Below are 18,050 nucleotides of genomic sequence, written 5' to 3'. Positions count from 1 at the left end.
TGGCGATGACCCAGCTCGTTGTCGATCCGGACGCAGGTTTGGCCAGCGACGAGGATGCCGCTTTCGCTCTGTGTAAGCAGGTTGTCCACCGCCATTATGAAAATTTTTCCGTGGTGTCCTTGTTTGTACCCAAGCCCTTGCGACCGCATTTCTGGGCCGTATACGCTTTCTGCCGAGGGGTGGACGACCTGGGTGACGAATACCCAGGCGATCGCCTCGCGGCGCTGGCTGCCTGGGAGCGCCAGCTGCGGGCGTGCTACGGCGGTCGACCGACTCATTTCGTCTTTCAAGCCTTACAGCGGACCATTACGCAGTTTTCACTGCCGATAGAGCCCTTCTTGGATTTATTGGAAGCCAATCGTCGGGATCAACAGCAGCAGCCTTGTCAGACCTGGGAGGATCTGATGGAGTACTGTCGCTATTCGGCAAACCCAGTCGGGCGTCTGGTGCTGGCATTGTTTGGGTTTACGGACTCTCTCCGCCAACGTTTGTCGGACAAGACGTGCTCGGCTCTGCAGGTGGCGAATCATCTGCAGGACCTGGGCCGGGACGCGCCGCAGGGGCGTATCTACCTGCCGCTGCGAGACTTGGCTGCGTGTGGTGGGTCAGAGAGCGACTTGCGAGCGGGAAGGGGAAGCGAGCCACTGCGCCGCTGTGTTCAGATGCAGGCCGAACGCGCTTCCCAGATGTTTGTCGAAGGGGCTGCATTGGAGGCGATGGTATCCCCCCGCCTCCGCCTACAGCTGCGCATGTACCGATTCGGCGGTCAGGCGATTTTGCGCGCCCTGGCCCGCCAGGAGTACGATCCGATGCTTAAACGGCCGACCGTGTCCGGTTTGGGGAAGGTCTCCATTGCTGTGCGCACCCTGTTTGCACTGCCGCAGGCTTAACCGGGAGGTGACGAAACATGGAGCTGTCGCACGCGTATAAGGTGTGTCACCAGATCACCAAGCAAGGAGGCAGCAGTTTTTACTACGGCATGATGCTCCTGCCGCAGCCAAAACGCCTGGCGATGCACGCCATCTACGCGTGGAGTCGAATCTGCGACGACGCGGTGGATGAGTTTTCCGGAGATCTGGCCATGAAGCGTCTGGAGGAAGCGGAAGCCCTATTGCGCCGAGCCACACAACCGTCGTACCTGGAGGACGATCACCCGGTCGTGCAGGCTCTGGGGGACACTATCCGCCGCTTTCACATCCCTATCGATCCGTTTGAAGATCTGCTTCGCGGGATGCACATGGATCTGAAACCGGTTCGGTTCACCACCTTTGCCGAACTGAAGCAGTACTGCGAATACGTAGCGGGATCGGTCGGCCGGTTGTGCATTCACGTGTTTGGTTTCACAGGTGCAGAAGCGCCATATCTGGCCAATCAGATGGGCATCGCGCTGCAGTTGACCAATGTCATGCGAGATTTAAAAGAGGACATGGAGCGAAACCGCATATACATACCCTCTCAAGACATGGAGGAAGTTGGGTGCACCTTAGATGACCTCCGCAAGGGGCATAGAACTCCGCCGTTTCTCCAGTTGATGCAGCGGCAGCTTGAACGCGCACGGGAACACTATCGCCAAGCTGTGCAGTTATTCCCATTGATTCAATCTGATTCCAGGCGGTGTCTGAAAATGATTTATGCGGTGTACTTCGAACTGTTCAAGGCCATTGAAGCCCATCCAGAGAGTGTCTTGACCGAGCGAATCAGTCTATCAAAATCGAAAAAGATTCACTTGATATGGGATGCCCTGTGGCAGAAGCAAATCGGGTAGCAGCGGGGCGTGTCGTCATTGTGGGAGCCGGCTGGGCGGGCTTGGCGGCGGCTCTGGAACTGAGTGAGATCCGCCCGGCGTCTGAGATTTGGCTGTACGAACGGCGCTCGCATCCTGGGGGACGCGCGTTCTCCTTCACTCATCCCACTACCGGTTGGCGTCTGGACAACGGTCAGCATGTGCTGTTGGGTTGTTGCACGGAGTTCGTGGCTGCTTTGCGCCAAATTGGACAGGAGGACGCCGTACGGTTTCAACCTCTGTTGTCCGTTCCTGTCTACGCGTCCGGTGCCTGGCAGACGTTAAAGAGCCGGCGTTTGCCGGGACCCCTGCACCTATTGCAGTCCCTCATGGGTTACGGCCATCTTTCCCCGGCTGAACGGGCACGCGCGCTCTGGGCCGCACTGGCCGTGCTGACAGGTAGCACTGAGCGAATAGACGGACAGTCCTTTGCATCCTGGCTGGCCGAGCACGGGCAATCCACCCGCGCCATTGAAAGGCTGTGGGACTTGATTGGAGTCGCCGTTCTGAACGGTTCAAGCGACAAGGTCAGCGCGGGTTTGGCAGTCCAGGCTCTGCGGACGGGGGTGGTCAGCGGGTGGCGCGCGGCGCGTCTCGGCTATTTCGCATGTCCGTTGAGCGATTTGGCCGAAGCTGCCGTCCGCGTGCTCCGGTCTCGCGGCGTGCACGTCCACTTGGGGGAAGCGATTGAACGCGTTGAGTTGGAAAGGGGAGCGGTTGTCGGTGTCCGGACCAAGGCGGGGGAACGTGTTGCGGCTCAGACGGTGATTGCCGCCGTACCGCACGATGTGCTCCCACGTTTGCTCATTCACGATTTGGCTCGCTCTTCGGAACTGCACGGGTTGGCTTCGGTACCCTGGAGCCCCATTGTGAATGTATACCTTTTATATGATCGACCTGTCATGACTGGGGAAGTGGCGGCTTGGGCCGGCCAGACAGCGCCTTTTGTGTTCAACCGTGGACGGCTTCTTGGGACTACGGAATGGGACGGGCGGTTGTTGGCGGCCTCCATCAGCGCGGCTGGCAGCCTGTTGGGGCAGTCACGTCAACAGCTCGTGCGCCAAGTGGATCAGCAAGTGCGGCAGATGTTCCCGGAAGCGGGCGCAGCCCGACTCCTGCAGGCCGTCTGTGTTTGGCAGACGCAGGCCACGTTTCTGGCCGAGCCAGGCATCCGTCAATACCGGTTTCCCTGCCAGGGATTGGTTCCCGGGCTGCTGGTGGCCGGAGATTGGACGGATACCGGTTGGCCCGCCTGTCTGGAAGGTGCCGTCCGCAGCGGGCGAACTGCGGCCCGTCTAGCTGTCAATTCAAGGTGCATTCAAGAGAAGGCGTATAATGTATAAACCGACCGAACTGGAATCTCTCTATCGACACACATACAAAGTGAGGTTGGTTGTTCATGAGCAAACAGGGTTCGGGAGTGTGGAAGTGGGTTGCCGTGTGCGTCGTCTCCGCCGTTGTCGGGTCCGGATCGACTATGGCCGCATTGCCATGGGCGACTCGGCACCTGCAAGCTTCGTCCACCACGTCCACCACGTCCGCGTCCAATACGAGTTCGAGCACCCCGGCGGTCACGTCGACCAGCGTGGATGTGAACGTGAACAGCGGGATCACGCAGTTGGTGAAGAAGGCCTCTCCGGCTGTGGCGGCTGTGGTTAACTACACGTCGTCCCAGGACTTCTTTACGCAGCAGAGTCAAGATCAGGAGTCGGATATCGGCACCGGTGTCTTGATAGAAAAAAGTGGCGATACGGCTTATCTGGTCACCAACAACCATGTGGTCGAAGGCGGTTCGAAAGTGAGCCTGGTGCTTGAGTCGGGGAAACACGTGTCTGCCGAAGTGGTTGGTACCGATCCGTACACCGACTTGGCTGTGTTGAAGACGAGTGCGACGAACTTTTCTGGCGTGGAACCGCTGCCCCTGGCCAACTCGGACAACATCGAGGTGGGTGAACCAGTGGTGGCCATTGGTACACCGATGGGACTGGACTTTGCGGATTCGGTGACATCCGGCATCGTGAGTGCCAAATCCCGCGAAATGCCCGTGCAGGAACCGGAATCGGAGCAGACTCTCGACTACCAATCGGTCATTCAGACCGACGCCGCCATTAACCCGGGCAACAGCGGGGGACCCCTGCTGAACATCGAGGGCCAGATCATCGGCATCACGAGCAGCAAGATTGCGGAGGAAGGCGTGGAAGGGATGGGGTTTGCCCTCCCAGCAAACCTGGTCAAGGTGGTGACTTCTGAAATCATCCAATCTGGTCACGCCACCCATCCGGCGTTGGGTATTGAGGCGTACCCGGTGGATGAGGTGCCACCCAGCTATCTGCAAGGGGTGCCCACGAACTCTGGCGTGTATGTGGTGAAGGTGACAGCGGCGGCCACCAAGGACGCCGGTCTCAAGGCGGGCGATGTGATTGTCCGCATCAATTCAACCAACGTGCAGGATACGGCAGACCTTCGCACGGCGCTGTTTGCAACCAAACCTGGAGACAAGGTTCATGTCACAGTGTACCGCGGGCAAAAGAAGCTGACCTTGACCATTCCGGTGCAGAAAATGTCGACGCCGAACGACGCGAATGGGCAAGGACAAAGTGACAACTCGCAAGGCTTCGGAGACGAAGGTGGATACTCGTCTGGGGAAGGCGGATATTCGCAAGGCATCCCGTTCACTGGGGGGTGGTAAAGTACATGGGCCGTGGGAGATAATCCCGCGGCCCATTGTTACAATCCGTCAGTCGTCGTCCATGTCGTGGGCGTCTCCGTGGTCCTGGCCATGGTCCTTGTCGTCATGACCGTCCTTATGTGTGTCCCACCGGTCTTTCCCATGCTTGTCCGCCTTGTCCATCGTTCCATTTGGGTGTGATGGGTCAGGCTTATGGGTGTCCGCGGTGGAAGACCATGGGAGTCCGGAATGGGCGGACGCTGGCTGCGTCCACGCCGGCCACGCGGCGAACAAAGCAAACCCTGTCAGAAGCCAGGCGGCAATGGTTCCTTTCCTCATCCAAATCCCTCCTCCATGTGGAAGTTTCACCTTTAGCCTGTACAGAGCCGTGCCAGACTATGCGCAGCGAGGCAACTATGCGCCCACCTCTCGGAGTGGTATAATAGGTTCACATCATACACCCAAGCGCGAAAATTCCCATCTCTGTACACGGAGGTGACCTCATTGTCACGTGCCGCCGGGTTGCTTGTGACAGGTTTGGTCCTGATGCTGGCTGGCCTCGTGATGGTGGTGCAGCTGCGCGGGTTCTGGGAGTTTATTGGTATTGTCCTGATGGTGGTACCCCTCTTTATTGGCATCGGGGCGGATATGTCGCAATCGAGTGACTAGGGACGTCTGCCCTCAGCAAGTTGTTTGTTTCCGTGCGGGCACAGTTCCAGCAGTGGGCAGTTCGCGCAGTCGGGCCGCGACTGTCGGCACACTTGATTGCCGAGCGCGTCAATCAGCGCGTGGTATTGATTGTAGAGGGATACATCGCGCGGCAGGTGCTGCATAAACCAGCTGCGCATCGGTTCGTAGCCAGGTTTTTCAGGCGTCATGCCGAGGCGATAGAAAATGCGTCGAGTGTACGCGTCGATGACAAAACTCGGTTTGGCGGCGGCGTACAGCACGATATCGTCCGCCGTTTCTGGACCGATGCCGTGGATGGCCAACAATTCCGAGCGCAGAGTGCGTTCGGGTTGTTCCAGCATCGCGGCAAGGTCGAAATCATATCGGCTCTTCAGATGACGGGAAAACGCCTTCAGCTTCTGCGCCTTCATCCGATAGAACCGCGTGGGGATGAGGCAGGTTTCCAGAAGCGGAATATCGGCCGCGTCGAGCGCGCGGAAGGAGAGCAGACCGCGGTCCTCGAGAGCTTGGATGGCTTTCGTGGTATTCGCCCAGGAGACATTCTGCACAAGGATGGCACCGATGACGATTTCTTCGCGAGTCTTAGCAGGCCACCACTTGCGGTCGCCAAAGTGGCGGTACAATCGGTCATAGATTTCCATGAGTCGAGTCGTTGTTTTCGGGCTGGGCCGTTTCGGAGGCCAGCTGGACGTTTGCTTCTTCATGTCAAACATTATAGCGCACCGGGCGTCGAGCATTGAGTCGGTGTCTTCTGGCCTAGTGGGGGCGGGCCCGTTGTTGCGCTGGGCAGTTGTCAGTGATAATCGGGGGGTGAACGCGGGGTGTCCGTACGTATCAAGCTGGTGGCGGCGTTGGTCCTGGTGGGGGGCGTGCTGGCGGTCCTCATCCGAACAGCGGTGACCCATGCCGCGACCTATTACATGACGGTCGCGGAATTGACCGCAGAGGGCGCACAGGCGGATGGTCAGGAAGCGACCGTCAGTGGTGATGTCGTCGCCGCGAGCGTGCGATGGCATCCAGAGCAACAGCTGCTTCAGTTCACCTTGCGGGATCCGAAAACGAATCAACGGTTGCCGGTTGTGTTTCATGGGCCCCAACCGGATGACTTCGCCAATGACTGGCCTGTGATTGTCACAGGGAAGCTGCAGTCCAATGGGCATTTTGTCGCCCACACCCTGCTGGTGAAGTGTCCGTCTAAATACGAAGCCCAACCGCAGCAGTACACAGCCACATCCGCTGGATGAAGCAGGTGAGCAAGGGGGTCTCTCTGTGTGGATTGGTGACTTGGGACAGGCCGCCTTGCGGCTTCTTCTGGCCGTCCTTGTCCTGTCCATGGCATGGCACGGATGGACCGTCGCCAGGCCAACGACCAACCGCGTGCGCGTGGGCAGGACGCTGGTGCTCATGCAATTCGCCTTGGCGGCGCTGGCTTCCGCCGCTTTGGTGGACCTGTTGGTGAGCGAAAACTTGGCTTATACATATGTAGCCGAGTACACGGGGCCGCACTTGCCTCTGATCTACCGAATCGCCGCTTTTTGGGGCGGCAACGCGGGTTCTCTGCTCTTTTGGATGTTCATTCTGACTGTCTACGGCAGTGTTCTGGCCGCCATCCGCCAGGATGGTGAGCAGCGGGTGGTGCCCCTGGCCCTCTGCATCTCCAATGGCATCACGCTCTTTTACGGGTTGCTGCTTGTGTTCGTGGCCAATCCTTTCGAACGTTTGCCTCATCCTGCGGCTGTTGGTAATAACCTAAATCCCCTGCTGCAGAATCCGGGAATGACCGTTCATCCTGTCAATGTCTATCTTGGCTGCATCGGCTTCACCGTCCCCTATGCTTATGCCATGGCCTGCGTATGGCTGAAACAGACCGACGATGCGTGGCTACGTGTGACCCGCCGTTGGTCGATGGTGGCATGGCTGTTTCTCGGCATCGGCATCGTGTACGGGGCCCACTGGTCATACGAGGAACTGGGCTGGGGCGGCTATTGGGCTTGGGATCCGGTCGAGAACGCCTCCTTGCTGCCGTGGCTCACCGCGACGGCGTTTCTCCACACCGCGATGGCTCAAGAGCGACGCGGTTTGTTCTCTCTGTGGAACATTGTCCTCATCACTCTGACATTCGTCCTCACCCTGTTTGGGACGTTCCTGACGAGAAGCGGAACGGTGTGGAGCATCCACGCGTTTGCCGATGGGCCGTTGGGGGTGTATTACCTTACGTTCATCGGCCTCGTGGTGGCGTTCTCCGTGGCAACCATCCTGTTGCGGGGTGGGTCCATGCGTTCTGGACGGCGCTTGCAGGCCGTGGTCAGCCGAGAATCGGGATTTCTCCTCAACAATCTCTTGCTCTTGGCCGTCATGTTTGCTGTCTTATGGGGAACAGTCTACCCGCTTGTGTCGCAACTGCTGGTCGGTCGACAAATGGTGGTCTCCGCCTCCTTTTACAACGATGTGGCACTGCCTGTGGCCGTGGTCATACTGGCTCTCATGGCCGTGGGCTCACGCATAGCGTGGGGAAAGTCGTCGGTCACTGAGGTCGTGCGTTCGTCCCTGGGTTCCGGTCTCGTCGCGCTGGCAGCGGCCGGCGTATACACGCTGTGGATGTACATGGCCTACGGGCGGTTATCCTGGCTGGCCGCAGCTGCGATGTTGACTGCCGGGTGGGTGATGGCCAGCGTATTGTCCGAGTGGCTTGCCGCGCTACGCAGGCGGATGGCGGAGACCGGAGACGGACTGGGACGGAGCGTGTACGCGGTCATCGCGAACCACCGACGGCGTTGGGGAGGCTATTGTGTGCACCTGGCTTTCGCCGTGATGGCCGTGGGCGTGGTTGGTTCTGGGGCTTATCACCTGGAAAGGCAACAGGTATTGGCTCCAGGTCAGACGGCTGTCATCGGGGCGTATCAATTGACCTTTGCCGACATAGCCGTGAAGCCGGGGGAGGGAACCCGCCAGATGTACGCCGACCTGGTTGTTTCCCAGGAGGGCCGTACATTGGGCGTGCTATGCCCTGCTGTGACCTTCTACGCAGACGGCCAGCAGCCCTTGACGAATGTCGCCATCTACAGTCGGCCACTGGCGGATCTATACGTAGTGATGATAGGCACTTCCGGCGGCACGCGAGCAGTGTTTGACTTTCATTTGAACCCACTGGTGTCCTGGATTTGGTGGGGTGGGTACCTGATGATCTTTGGCACTCTATTCAGTCTCTGGCCCACAAGGGTGGGAGCAAGGCTGGGCACGGCCGCGCGTTGGTCAGGTCTGGCTTCTGGTCAAGGGGTGGATGTACGTGATGCGTCCACGTCCTAGCCGTTGGTGTGGTCAGTTTGGTCGCCTTCTATTGGTCTTCCTGTGCTGCTTTTTTACCCTGGCCGGAGCCCGCGCAAGCACGGTCGAGGCCGCCTCAGGACTGGGGGTGGCCGAGGCCGACATCTTTTTTCTGCCGGATGAACACAACCACCGGTTGCAGATTGTTGAACAACTTCGCATGCACAATCCCGGTCACTGGCCTCAGGACGTCACCTTGCCGTTGCCGCACGGGGCTCACGGCGTGCAGATGGGCAACCATGCCTGGGTTCGGACGGACGGAGGGGTGCGCGTTGCGCGGGCCGCGACGGCAGGGAGCAGCACCCTTACAGTGACCTACTGGGTGTCGTGGGTTGAGAACGGGTCGGTCGTGGTAAATGTGGAGCAGGCGTATCCGGTGGAGGAATTGCGCCTGTATCTGCCCATCGGGGACACGGCTCTTTCGGCCTCCAACTTGTCGACGCAGACCGATACAGTAGCGATCTCGGGGACCGTTTATCGGGTGTTCACGCACCCGGGGCTGGCCGCACATGAAGACCTGCCAGTCAGCATTCAACAGCTGCCAACTGCCGATGCGGGATCTTCCAGTCTGGGCCTGCCGGTGATTGGCAAGACGGCCGACTCTACCGTCCATACGGCGGAAGCTGTGGGCAATCTGCTGTTGGCCGCCGTTGTGTTCTTGTTGGGGCTGTTGGGGTACAATCAGGCGGGCCGGCGTGGACCTCGCCAACTGAGTGGATTCCGGAGGCCCTGGCGAGGGCCGGCAGGCGGCAGTCCAATGGGTCCGATGGACGAGACATCGCACGACGTGAGGCGTGACGGTTGACCGAGCACACTGAAAATCTACCCAGCAAGGAGTAACGAATATGTTGGCGTTGTGCGACGTCACGAAGGAGTTTAATTTCCGGATCGTATTAGAGGGTATCACGCTCCGCTTGGAGGTCGGACAACGCTATGCGCTACGTGCGCCCAACGGCAGCGGAAAGACCACCCTGCTGCGCATCATGGCAGGCTTGACAAGACCTACCCGTGGACATCTCCTGTGGTCCGGAGGCCCGATTAGGGTACAGGATCGCAGACGGATGGGGGTGGTGTTGGAGTCTCCGATGCTCTACGGGGACCTGACCGTATTGGAGAATCTCGTCTGGTTCAGCCGTTTGTACGGTTTGTCGCACCCTGTCCGCTGCGCCAGGTGGTGGACGGATGCGGCGGGACTGACGGAGTGCGCCCTGATGCCGGTGCGGCAGCTATCCAAGGGGCAGCGGCAGCGGGCAGCCATGGCGCGTGCCCTCCTGCATGACCCGGAACTGATTTTGTTGGATGAGCCGTTCGACGGCTTGGACGAAGAGGCGCGGGCGTGGGCCGGGGATATGCTGGATGCAGCGCGTGCCGCTGGGAAAACGGTGTTCTTGGTCACGCATGAGGAAGAGACCTGGGCGCAGGCCGATGTGGGGCTGACCTTGCACAATGGCCAACTCGAGGTGCTTCAATGACCGCAGTTCGGGTGTACGCATGGCTGGTGGCCAGCGATGTTCGCCAAGAATGTCGACGCGCCCGCGTGCTGGTGTCGACTCCGGTTCTGGGGGTCCTCTTGGTGCTTCTGCTTGGCCTGGCCTTGGGAGCGCCGGACCGCATCGGCGCGGACTGGTCGGCCGGTCTCCTGTGGATGGGGATCTTTTTCATGAACGCTGTGACGGCGCGAGAGCCCCACACCCGAGACATGGAGTTTGGCGCGCGGGATGCATTGCAGATGTTGCCTGTTGATCGCAGCGTGATTTTTTACGCGCGCTGGACCACGACCACACTGTTCTTGTGGTGGGCTGAGGCGGTGACCACAGGTGCCTTTTTTCTCTTTCTCCATTCGTCGCCACCCGGCCGTCCGTTGGGCTTCGTGGCCGTACTGGCTATGGGTGGAGCCTGCATGTGCGGGGTCAGCAGCCTGTTGGTTACCATGTTCGCGTCCAGTTCCCTGCGCGAGGTGCTCCTGCCTTTGGCCCTGTTTCCCCTGGCTGTTCCCTTATTCCTGGCGCTGACAAGGCTGAGCGCCGCCATGCTGGCCGGAAACCCTTGGCCCTCTGTCTGGCTGGATGTCATGCTGGGCTATCTCCTAGTGTTTGGTGTACTACCCTGGTTGGTCTACGAGACGCTGCTGGAGGTGTGATATGAGACCGAACATCCTGTTTGTCGCGCTGGTGGGAGCCTGGATGTTGGTGTTCCTGTGGTGCGCGCTGGTCCTCTCGCCGCCCGAGGTTCAGATGGGAGACCTTGTGCGCATTCTCTATGTCCACGTCAACAGCGCCTGGACCGCTCTACTGGCGTTTTTCGTGACCTTCGTGGCCTCTGTGGTGTATCTGATACGGCGGCGGCTGATGTGGGACATCGCCGCTGCCAGTGCGGCTGAGATCGGTGTATTGTTTACCACGTTCACCCTGTTGACGGGATCGCTCTGGGGACGCCCGGTTTGGAATACCTGGTGGACCTGGGACCCCAGGTTGACCACCACGCTCATCCTGTGGTTCCTGTACGTCGCCTATCTGTTGCTGCGCCAGACGATCGACGGGGTGGAGCGGCGCGGCAGGGTGGCGGCCGTTTACGCCATTGTGGCTTTCTTAGACGTTCCGATTATTCACCAGTCGGTGACCTGGTGGCGCTCCATTCATCCCACCGTTATTGACGACAGTGGATTTCACATGCCGGCTTCCATGACGTGGCCTTTGTTGCTGGGCTTTGTAGGGTTCCTACTGTTGTTTTGCTTGTTGTTCTGGCTGCGCTTTCAGCTGGAAATTACCCGCATGGAGACCATTCGCATTCGTGAACAGATGCGCCGCGCCCGTGGGCACAAAGCGCGCATTCAGGGAGGGGGACGTTGATGAGGCATTCGCTGATCTACCTGTGGGCAGCCGTCGGCGTGGTCTGGGTGGGCACGCTGGTCTACGTGTTGTCGCTCATCCGTCGGCAAGCCCAGGTTCATAAACAGTTGGAACAGTTGCGGCGCATGCTTGAGGGTCAGTCGTAGCACTCGGGTCTGGAGCCGCGATGTAACTCCAGACCGCATAGTTTCCGTAATTTCAGACAGTATGGACGGCAGGTCCATCGCTCGTTGGCTTCAAGAGAGGGCCTGCCGCAGGTTGTCTGTGAGTGTGGTCCAGGTCTGTTTGTCGGACAGGCTGAGCGACCAGACCGCCACGCCCGCCAACCCATATTCACTGACCAAATTGAGTTTTTTGGCCAGAGTCCGTGGGGTGTCGTACCAACCCACTTCGTAACCGTCCGGTTTGGGGTACCGGACGGTGGCGACACCCAGTTTACCGTCCCAATGGGCGGTCGCGTGGTGAATCCGCAGAATATCATCAATGTTGGGAAGCGCCACCGCCGTGTCGGACACCCATCCGGCCTTGTGAACATACCAGAAGCGTCCATAGAAAGGCACGCCGAGTATGACCTTGTTGGCTGGCACTCCGGTGTTCAAGAGGTCTTCGACTGCCTGAGTGACCCAGGGAACATCGGCCACCGGCCCCGGCGTCTTGTCTCCTCCCCAGTGTTCATCGTAGGCCATGAGCGCGATGTAGTCAGCCTGTGCCGCCAGCCCGGCGTGAAAGTAGGCCGCGTCGTCGCGGAGGAATACGATGTCGGTCGTGATGTCTATGGACAGGGTTTTGTGCAAGGGGGCCAACGCTTTATGCAATTGCTCCACAAACTGGGTCAATGCGTCCTCATCGGCGCTGTACACATTCTCAAAATCGATGTTGAGTCCATCCAGGTCCTGAACCTTCATCAAGTGGACAAGCTGCTGCACGGCGCGCCGACGGGTCGCCGGCGACGAGAGAACCTGGTGGGTCAAATTGGCACGGAATTGGTTATCCACGAGGGCCCACACGGAAATTCCATGCTGGTGTGCGTACTGGACAACCTCAGGCTGAATGCGGCTGCTGATGGAGCCGTCGCTGTTGAGGGTCAGCCACTTCGGACTTATCACCGTGATACCGGGGCTTTCACGAATCATTTCAATCGTGGACGACACGTTGTTATACGGAATCCAGCCCATCGCAATCGGTTTTTGCTGGGGCAGCTTGCTCTCCCATTGAGTGATGGTCTGAAACAACCCAGCTTGATCCGATGACGTGGGGACATAGGGTGTTTGGGTTGCCGGCAGTTGACTCGTGATCATCGTCACTGGCTGCGTGAATGGTAAATTTAGGATCTGCCCCAGGGCAGCCATCAGGCTGTGGGGTTGCACCTGGTCCGCTTTCTCATACTGGGGCGTTCCCACCCATTCGGTGACGGCTGCCGTAGCCAAACGGGAAGCCTCCAGTTTCGTCGTGCCCTGTTCGCCGTATATCCACGCGACCCCGCCCAGGCACCCGCAGCCCAAGAGCACGATCCATACACACGTGAGGATAGAATGCGCGACATGGCGAGCGCGTGTTTTTCGCATGAACCTTCTCCTTTCCTTCGTCCATCGCTACAGGTTGTGCCAAGATGCGCGGTGGGCCTGTCCTACACTGCATTCTATGAGTGGCGGTCGTAGTTTAGAAGAATTGCGGGGCATCGTATGATTGCGTATGATGAACGCAAAGGCGTGACGGTAAAGCGCCGCCCGAAGGGCCGAAAGGAAGGGCTGGATATGCACTCACAGCTTCTCTGTGACAAGGTGACGGTTTATCCGCTTGAGCTGCCGACGCCACTGCCGGTTGGCCCGGTCAATGCCCACCTTCTATACGGCATGGGACAGTGTCTGCTGGTCGACTGCGGACCCCGGTACGATCCGGCTTGGGATGCGCTGGTGGCCGGCCTGGCTCAGTACGCACTGACACCCGCGGACGTGACGGGCATCGTCTTGACTCACGGTCACGTGGATCACGTGGGCAACACGCGACGTTTCCAAGCGCAGGGCGTACCGGTGTACAGCCATCCGCGTGTTTCCGACTGGCTGGACCCGGGCGGTGCGCACGATGCGTACCGGGCAGAATTTTATCGCCGCTTGTACCATGACATGGGTGTTCCACAGGAAGTTGCGGCGCGAGCGTTGCAGGGTATTTTGTCATTCCATCGCTGGAACGACCGGTCGGTAGTTACCCATCCTTTACGCGCAGGAGAACCCTTGCCGCCATTGCCCCAGTTCCAGGTGCTCGAGGTCCCCGGCCACGCGCAGGCGGCCATTGCCCTGTGGAACCGTGAGAGCGGGGAATTGTTGGCCGGGGACCAACTGCTCCCACACATTTCTCCCAATCCTATCATTGAACCGCTGCCGGGCGCGGCCTCGGGAACGGTAGCCGAACGCAGCCGCAGCCTGCTCGATTACCGCCGCAGCCTGCAAGACCTGGCGCAATTGCCCATCATAAAGACATATCCAGGCCATGGCCGGGTGATTGTGGATTCGGTGCCGCTCATTCACCGGCGGCTCCACGAGCTTGAGGTGCGCAAGCACAATGTCCTGCAGTGTTTGCGTCGACAGTCCCCGATCACCGCCTATGAATTGGCGCGGCTCCTGTTCCCGAAACACACCGACCAAGTTTCCCTTATCCTGTCGGAGACGCTAGGGTATCTGGACTGGCTTCACGAGGAGGGTTTGGCGTATGGGTTCCCCGACGAGCAAGGAGTCTGCCAATGGGTGTGTGCATGAACCCAGGGCGTTGTCGCAGACGGGCGGCGCTAGACCGCCGTCTGCCTCCGCTGTGTTCAGCATTCCTCGGGCTCGGGAGCGGTCTCTGGATTGCTTTGCCAGGTTGTTTCGCCGTCGGCGTAAAACTCCTTTTTCCAGATGGGCACTTCTTTCTTGAGGCGATCAATCAACAACCGGGAGGCCGCAAACGCATCGGCGCGGTGCGGTGCCGATGCGGCGCAGATGACGGCGATTTCAGTGGGGAGAAGGCGACCGACCCGGTGCCACTGCAGGGTCCAAACATTCCGATACATCGCTTTCACGTCGTCTTCAATCTTCTTCATTTGGGCCAAGGCCATGTCGGTGTAGGCTTCATATTCCAAATGGCTGGTTTGCCGGCCATGCGTCCATTCGCGCACTGTCCCCACAAACAGAACCGTGCCGCCATGGTGGACGCTTTCCAGCTGATGAAAAGCCTGGGCGACGTCCAGGGGATGGGCGCTGATGACACATGAGGGCAACGCGTCCCCGCCGCTGACCGGAGGAATGACCCCCACTTCATCGCCTTCGTGCAGCATGGCCCCATCGTCGGCGTAGGAGCGGTTGATCGCCATCATGGCCTGGGCGATCTCCTGGTTGGCCTGCGGATACTGTTCCATCAGGTGATGGCGCAGTTGCAGGATGGACATGCCTACAGGTACATTGAGGATAAGTTCACGCTGTTGTATCGTCTCTGCAATACCTGCGAACAATCGGACACGGATCTTCACATCCTATCACCTCAATGTGACGATACCACACCGGAACGTGAGCGTCGACTGTCTGCAACAGGAGGAATGGTACATGCCAGAGAAAGACCTCACCCATTTTGATGACCGCGGGCGACCTCGGATGGTCGACGTGAGTGGCAAACCGGCCACCCGGCGCGAGGCGGTGGCAGAGGCCCGTGTGCGCATGGCAGCCAGGACCCGCCAGTTGGTGGAAAGCCGGTCCCTTGCCAAAGGGGATGTGACCGTGGTCGCAGAGCTGGCCGGCACGATGGGGGCGAAGCGGACCTCCGACCTGATTCCGTTATGTCATCCCCTGCCGTTGAGCAAAGTGGAGGTGGTCAGCCAGTGGTTGCCTTCCGACAGCCATGACACAGCCCTTCTGCAATTGACGGCGAGCGTGAGCACGACCTATTCGACCGGGGTGGAGATGGAAGCTTTGACCGCATGCAGTGTGGCGGCCCTGACCGTGTACGACATGTGCAAGGCCGTGGATCGGGAAATGACGATTGAGTGCATTCGTCTCTTGCGGAAGTCGGGCGGCCAAAGTGGGGATTTTGTGCGCGTGGACTGAGCGCATGGACCCGGGGTGGCTGTGAGCAACGGCTGTCGCACGGTGGCTCCCGCCCGCCGCTAGAGACGGCGTCAGAGCACGTCGCGGCGGGGCGCATGCGTGGGGCGGGAACGTCGGGGCCGTTTGCCCAGCTTGCCGTGCTTCTTGTCTCGGTGGTAAATAAACCCGCCTAACCAGGCGGTCGCACCCAGACCCAGCAGCACGCCAAAGACAGCCCACCAGGCGTCCTTCGGCTCGCCGAACGCCAGCCACAGTTCGGCATGGACACGGAACAGATTGAATCCTTCGCCAGCGAGCAAGAAGACAACCAGCAAGATCATCCAGGCAGTCAAGGAACGCAAGGCCAGATCCCTTCCCTTTCGCAATGCCGGCATGAGATGAAAGCGCTGCACAAGACGAGTTCATGTTTTTGAAATTATCTTGCTACGGGTGCTGGATTCATTCTATCATATGTATCCATCACAAGAGGATGGGGGTGTGTTGGCGATCTACGTCGATGGCGACGATGCGAGTCGGCTAGCGGCAGAGATGGGATGGCTGCAAGCAATGCAAAATTTGTTGGAGGCATTGTCAACTGCACTCAAGACTTGATCGCCGTGGTTGACAAAACGGAGGCGGCCAAAACTCCGGGCATTTCTCTGCGCAGTCTCATAAAATGGGAGATGAAAATCCCTGACGATAGTTCAGAGGGCGGTGTCCCCGACCTGGTGTGAAAGCGGTTTCATCAATATGCAGCATACATGATGATTTTGGCACGGTTGGGGTGAAGCGCCGTGTGGACGAAGAACGCCTGCACGGTATGTATCCGGCATTCGAAACCACACTATCCTATGAACAGTCATGGTTAGTCTGGGGGGCTTAGCATGGAAATATTCTCCTATCTAGAACGATACGATTATGAGCAGGTGGTGTTTTGCCACGACCAAGCGTCCGGGCTCAGGGCGGTAATCGCCATCCACGACACGACACTCGGGCCAGCTTTGGGCGGGTGCCGGATGTGGAGCTACGGTTCGGAAGAAGAGGCCCTCCTCGACGCCTTGCGGCTGGCGCGCGGGATGACCTATAAGAATGCGGCCGCAGGACTAAACCTGGGGGGCGGGAAAACGGTCGTTATCGGCAACCCGAAGACCGACAAGAGCGAGGCCATGTTTCGGGCCTTGGGCCGCTACATCCAAAGCCTGAACGGACGCTACATCACGGCCGAAGACGTGGGAACGACGGTGGATGACATGGACTTGATTCACAAGGAGACACCCTACGTTACTGGGGTGTCGCAGGCGTACGGATCGTCCGGAAGTCCAAGTCCGATGACCGCTTTGGGCGTGTTCCGCGGGATGCAGGCGACGGCGCAGGTGGCGCTTGGGTCTGCCGACCTCGCGGGTCGAACAGTGGCCGTCCAAGGATTGGGGAGTGTCGGCTACGCGCTTGCCGAATATGTGCACAAGGCGGGTGGCCGATTGGTAGTCACCGATATCCATGAAGAGGCGGTGCGCCGGGCGGCCAACCTGCTGCACGCCGAGGTCGTGGACCCCAACGAGATCTTCTCCGTGGAGTGTGACATTTTCGCGCCCTGCGCCCTCGGGGGCGTGTTGAATGACGACACCATACCCCGGCTGCGCTGCCAGGCGATTGCCGGATCGGCCAACAATCAGCTCGCCGAGCCACGGCACGGGAATCGGCTGCACGAGATAGGCATTCTGTACGCACCCGACTATGTCATCAACGCGGGCGGGGTGATTCATGTTGCCGATGAGTTGGAGGGGTATAACCGGGAACGCGCGCAGGCCAAGGTTGAACGCATCTATGACATCATGCTGCAACTGTACGAGACGGCTGAACGTGAGCGCATCCCGACCTATCAGGCAGCCGACAGGATGGCGGAAGCGCGGATAGAGCAGCTGCGCCGGGTGACCAGCACCTACATTCCGCCACATAGCCGCAGGGCGCTGGTGATGGAGGGTTAAGTTTCGGATCATCGATAGTGTGCCTCGGACGTGTCCGCGATGCCCTTCGCGTCGTCTTTGCAACGCGGGTGTCGGCTGGATGACGAACACATCGCGGCTGCCATGCGTGAATTGGTGTACTTTTGACAGCGCGTCTTTGCTGATGGATACTGGGGCTGGGGAGTCGCCTTTTTGTGGGCCTCTGGACCGAAAGGTTAGCTAGCATAAAGGGGGATATCGATGACCGACGTAAAGATGCCCCAATTGGGAGAGAGCGTGACCGAGGGCACCATCGGCAAGTGGTTGAAGCAGGTTGGCGATTACGTGAGCCGACATGAACCCTTGCTCGAGGTAATGACGGACAAAGTCAATGCGGAGATCCCGTCCGAATGGGCTGGCGTGATCACCGAAATTCTTGTCGAGGAAGGCGACACGGTGGCCGTGGGTACGGTCATTTGTCGCATTGACACGGGGAGCGCGGCGGACGATGCACCCACCGACGACTGAGACACCGATGTCGGCAAGGCGCGGGCGGAGTCCGATGTCCACATCGACTCGTCCGGCCGGTACCACGTCTTCTGCCATCCTGGCCATGCTCTGGGCCGGCGGCCGGCAGCATGGCCGGCGCTTCCACTCTCCGGTCGTGCAGGGCAGGGCCCAAAGCTGCGGGCATGATCTCTACCCTGCCGCAATTTGCTGATGGCGGAGCCGCTGGGGCTG

21 protein-coding genes are annotated in these 18,050 nt (G+C 59.5%); 16 read left to right on the top strand and 5 right to left on the bottom strand.

The window, feature by feature from the left end:
* The first annotated feature begins 5 nt into the window (after window positions 1-5).
* The 4 genes from hpnC to ASH01S_RS07630 are packed head-to-tail and all read left to right on the top strand — an operon-like array spanning window position 6 to window position 4,472.
* Window positions 6-890, top strand: coding sequence for a squalene synthase HpnC (gene hpnC / locus ASH01S_RS07645; protein WP_067926015.1), 885 nt, complete (start codon window positions 6-8; stop codon window positions 888-890).
* 17 nt (window positions 891-907) lie between these two features.
* Window positions 908-1,765, top strand: a complete 858-nt coding sequence (locus ASH01S_RS07640) for a phytoene/squalene synthase family protein (RefSeq protein ID WP_067926005.1) — start codon at window positions 908-910, stop codon at window positions 1,763-1,765.
* Window positions 1,744-3,126 carry a hydroxysqualene dehydroxylase HpnE gene (gene hpnE / locus ASH01S_RS07635; RefSeq protein ID WP_067926003.1) on the top strand — a complete coding sequence of 461 codons (1,383 nt, stop codon included), beginning with the start codon at window positions 1,744-1,746 and terminating at the stop codon, window positions 3,124-3,126. Before ASH01S_RS07640 ends, hpnE begins: the two co-directional genes overlap by 22 nt.
* Before the next feature lie 56 nt (window positions 3,127-3,182).
* Window positions 3,183-4,472 (top strand): S1C family serine protease, encoded by a 1,290-nt coding sequence (locus tag ASH01S_RS07630; RefSeq protein ID WP_067926001.1) that lies wholly within the window; start codon window positions 3,183-3,185, stop codon window positions 4,470-4,472.
* A gap of 48 nt (window positions 4,473-4,520) precedes the next feature.
* Here the strand turns inward: ASH01S_RS07630 and ASH01S_RS07625 are convergent, their stop codons facing one another.
* Window positions 4,521-4,790, bottom strand: coding sequence for a hypothetical protein (locus ASH01S_RS07625; RefSeq protein ID WP_067925999.1), 270 nt, complete (start codon window positions 4,788-4,790; stop codon window positions 4,521-4,523).
* Window positions 4,791-4,955: 165 nt separating this feature from the next.
* Between ASH01S_RS07625 and ASH01S_RS18485 the strand changes: the two genes are divergently transcribed.
* Complete coding sequence (locus ASH01S_RS18485) at window positions 4,956-5,120, top strand: hypothetical protein (RefSeq protein WP_157067049.1); 165 nt, start codon at window positions 4,956-4,958, stop codon at window positions 5,118-5,120.
* Here the strand turns inward: ASH01S_RS18485 and ASH01S_RS07620 are convergent.
* Window positions 5,117-5,845 (bottom strand): endonuclease III domain-containing protein, encoded by a 729-nt coding sequence (locus tag ASH01S_RS07620; protein WP_067926066.1) that lies wholly within the window; start codon window positions 5,843-5,845, stop codon window positions 5,117-5,119. The genes ASH01S_RS18485 and ASH01S_RS07620 overlap by 4 nt on opposite strands.
* Window positions 5,846-5,962: 117 nt before the next feature.
* Between ASH01S_RS07620 and ASH01S_RS07615 the strand changes: the two genes are divergently transcribed.
* From ASH01S_RS07615 to ASH01S_RS17880, 7 genes are read left to right on the top strand one after another with little or no spacing between them, the layout of a single operon-like run.
* Window positions 5,963-6,385, top strand: coding sequence for a cytochrome c maturation protein CcmE (locus ASH01S_RS07615; RefSeq protein ID WP_067925996.1), 423 nt, complete (start codon window positions 5,963-5,965; stop codon window positions 6,383-6,385).
* Between the two features lie 25 nt (window positions 6,386-6,410).
* A complete protein-coding gene (locus tag ASH01S_RS07610; RefSeq protein WP_067925995.1) occupies window positions 6,411-8,447 on the top strand; it encodes a heme lyase CcmF/NrfE family subunit in 2,037 nt (678 codons plus the stop codon).
* Window positions 8,431-9,270: a carbohydrate binding domain-containing protein gene (locus tag ASH01S_RS07605; protein ID WP_067925993.1), complete on the top strand. Its 840-nt coding sequence runs from the start codon at window positions 8,431-8,433 to the stop codon at window positions 9,268-9,270. The genes ASH01S_RS07610 and ASH01S_RS07605 overlap by 17 nt, the downstream gene beginning before the upstream one ends.
* Window positions 9,271-9,310: 40 nt before the next feature.
* The gene (locus ASH01S_RS07600) at window positions 9,311-9,937 is read left to right on the top strand and encodes an ABC transporter ATP-binding protein (protein ID WP_067925990.1); all 627 of its coding nucleotides are present in this window, start codon (window positions 9,311-9,313) and stop codon (window positions 9,935-9,937) included.
* Window positions 9,934-10,605 (top strand): heme exporter protein CcmB, encoded by a 672-nt coding sequence (locus ASH01S_RS07595; RefSeq protein WP_067925987.1) that lies wholly within the window; start codon window positions 9,934-9,936, stop codon window positions 10,603-10,605. Before ASH01S_RS07600 ends, ASH01S_RS07595 begins: the two co-directional genes overlap by 4 nt.
* Before the next feature lies 1 nt (window position 10,606).
* On the top strand, window positions 10,607-11,314 hold the full coding sequence (locus ASH01S_RS07590; RefSeq protein WP_067925984.1) for a cytochrome c biogenesis protein: 708 nt from the start codon (window positions 10,607-10,609) through the stop codon (window positions 11,312-11,314).
* A complete protein-coding gene (locus ASH01S_RS17880; protein ID WP_083516919.1) occupies window positions 11,314-11,460 on the top strand; it encodes a CcmD family protein in 147 nt (48 codons plus the stop codon). The genes ASH01S_RS07590 and ASH01S_RS17880 overlap by 1 nt, the downstream gene beginning before the upstream one ends.
* A gap of 90 nt (window positions 11,461-11,550) precedes the next feature.
* Here ASH01S_RS17880 and ASH01S_RS07585 read toward each other — a convergent pair whose 3' ends face one another.
* Window positions 11,551-12,879 carry a glycosyl hydrolase family 18 protein gene (locus ASH01S_RS07585; RefSeq protein WP_067925982.1) on the bottom strand — a complete coding sequence of 443 codons (1,329 nt, stop codon included), beginning with the start codon at window positions 12,877-12,879 and terminating at the stop codon, window positions 11,551-11,553.
* A gap of 117 nt (window positions 12,880-12,996) precedes the next feature.
* Here ASH01S_RS07585 and ASH01S_RS07580 point away from each other — a divergent pair, with 117 nt between their 5' ends.
* On the top strand, window positions 12,997-14,067 hold the full coding sequence (locus ASH01S_RS07580; protein ID WP_067925980.1) for an MBL fold metallo-hydrolase: 1,071 nt from the start codon (window positions 12,997-12,999) through the stop codon (window positions 14,065-14,067).
* A 56-nt stretch (window positions 14,068-14,123) separates the two neighbouring features.
* Here the strand turns inward: ASH01S_RS07580 and moaD are convergent, their stop codons facing one another.
* Window positions 14,124-14,816: a molybdopterin converting factor subunit 1 gene (moaD, locus tag ASH01S_RS07575; protein WP_067925977.1), complete on the bottom strand. Its 693-nt coding sequence runs from the start codon at window positions 14,814-14,816 to the stop codon at window positions 14,124-14,126.
* A gap of 73 nt (window positions 14,817-14,889) precedes the next feature.
* Between moaD and moaC the strand changes: the two genes are divergently transcribed.
* Window positions 14,890-15,387, top strand: coding sequence for a cyclic pyranopterin monophosphate synthase MoaC (moaC, locus tag ASH01S_RS07570; protein WP_067925971.1), 498 nt, complete (start codon window positions 14,890-14,892; stop codon window positions 15,385-15,387).
* 71 nt (window positions 15,388-15,458) lie between these two features.
* On the opposite strand, the gene ASH01S_RS07565 is transcribed toward moaC, so the two are convergent.
* Window positions 15,459-15,728 (bottom strand): DUF2627 family protein, encoded by a 270-nt coding sequence (locus tag ASH01S_RS07565; protein ID WP_169794201.1) that lies wholly within the window; start codon window positions 15,726-15,728, stop codon window positions 15,459-15,461.
* A gap of 522 nt (window positions 15,729-16,250) precedes the next feature.
* On the opposite strand from ASH01S_RS07565, the gene ASH01S_RS07560 reads away from it, so the two are divergent.
* The gene (locus ASH01S_RS07560; protein WP_067925959.1) at window positions 16,251-17,351 is read left to right on the top strand and encodes a Leu/Phe/Val dehydrogenase; all 1,101 of its coding nucleotides are present in this window, start codon (window positions 16,251-16,253) and stop codon (window positions 17,349-17,351) included.
* 219 nt (window positions 17,352-17,570) lie between these two features.
* Entirely contained in the window at window positions 17,571-17,837 is a 267-nt protein-coding gene (locus ASH01S_RS07555) for a biotin/lipoyl-containing protein (RefSeq protein ID WP_067925950.1), read from the top strand.
* Window positions 17,838-18,050 lie beyond the last annotated feature (213 nt).

This window comes from Alicyclobacillus shizuokensis NBRC 103103 (assembly GCF_001552255.1).
Classification (GTDB): Bacteria; Bacillota; Bacilli; order Alicyclobacillales; family Alicyclobacillaceae; genus Alicyclobacillus_G; species Alicyclobacillus_G shizuokensis.
This window is presented reverse-complemented; position numbering and strand designations above follow the sequence as displayed.

What these genes read in the sequence shown, in the direction of transcription:
- moaC (WP_067925971.1), top strand. Translation starts at nt 14,890, where the DNA reads ATGCCAGAGAAAGACCTCACCCATTTTGATGACCGCGGGCGACCTCGG.
- ASH01S_RS07640 (WP_067926005.1), top strand. Translation starts at nt 908, where the DNA reads ATGGAGCTGTCGCACGCGTATAAGGTGTGTCACCAGATCACCAAGCAA.
- ASH01S_RS07625 (WP_067925999.1), bottom strand. Translation starts at nt 4,790, where the DNA reads ATGAGGAAAGGAACCATTGCCGCCTGGCTTCTGACAGGGTTTGCTTTG.
- ASH01S_RS07605 (WP_067925993.1), top strand. Translation starts at nt 8,431, where the DNA reads ATGCGTCCACGTCCTAGCCGTTGGTGTGGTCAGTTTGGTCGCCTTCTA.
- ASH01S_RS17880 (WP_083516919.1), top strand. Translation starts at nt 11,314, where the DNA reads ATGAGGCATTCGCTGATCTACCTGTGGGCAGCCGTCGGCGTGGTCTGG.
- ASH01S_RS07630 (WP_067926001.1), top strand. Translation starts at nt 3,183, where the DNA reads ATGAGCAAACAGGGTTCGGGAGTGTGGAAGTGGGTTGCCGTGTGCGTC.
- ASH01S_RS07620 (WP_067926066.1), bottom strand. Translation starts at nt 5,845, where the DNA reads ATGAAGAAGCAAACGTCCAGCTGGCCTCCGAAACGGCCCAGCCCGAAA.
- hpnC (WP_067926015.1), top strand. Translation starts at nt 6, where the DNA reads ATGACCCAGCTCGTTGTCGATCCGGACGCAGGTTTGGCCAGCGACGAG.
- ASH01S_RS07600 (WP_067925990.1), top strand. Translation starts at nt 9,311, where the DNA reads ATGTTGGCGTTGTGCGACGTCACGAAGGAGTTTAATTTCCGGATCGTA.
- ASH01S_RS07595 (WP_067925987.1), top strand. Translation starts at nt 9,934, where the DNA reads ATGACCGCAGTTCGGGTGTACGCATGGCTGGTGGCCAGCGATGTTCGC.
- ASH01S_RS07555 (WP_067925950.1), top strand. Translation starts at nt 17,571, where the DNA reads ATGACCGACGTAAAGATGCCCCAATTGGGAGAGAGCGTGACCGAGGGC.
- ASH01S_RS07580 (WP_067925980.1), top strand. Translation starts at nt 12,997, where the DNA reads ATGATTGCGTATGATGAACGCAAAGGCGTGACGGTAAAGCGCCGCCCG.
- ASH01S_RS07560 (WP_067925959.1), top strand. Translation starts at nt 16,251, where the DNA reads ATGGAAATATTCTCCTATCTAGAACGATACGATTATGAGCAGGTGGTG.
- ASH01S_RS07590 (WP_067925984.1), top strand. Translation starts at nt 10,607, where the DNA reads ATGAGACCGAACATCCTGTTTGTCGCGCTGGTGGGAGCCTGGATGTTG.
- ASH01S_RS07585 (WP_067925982.1), bottom strand. Translation starts at nt 12,879, where the DNA reads ATGCGAAAAACACGCGCTCGCCATGTCGCGCATTCTATCCTCACGTGT.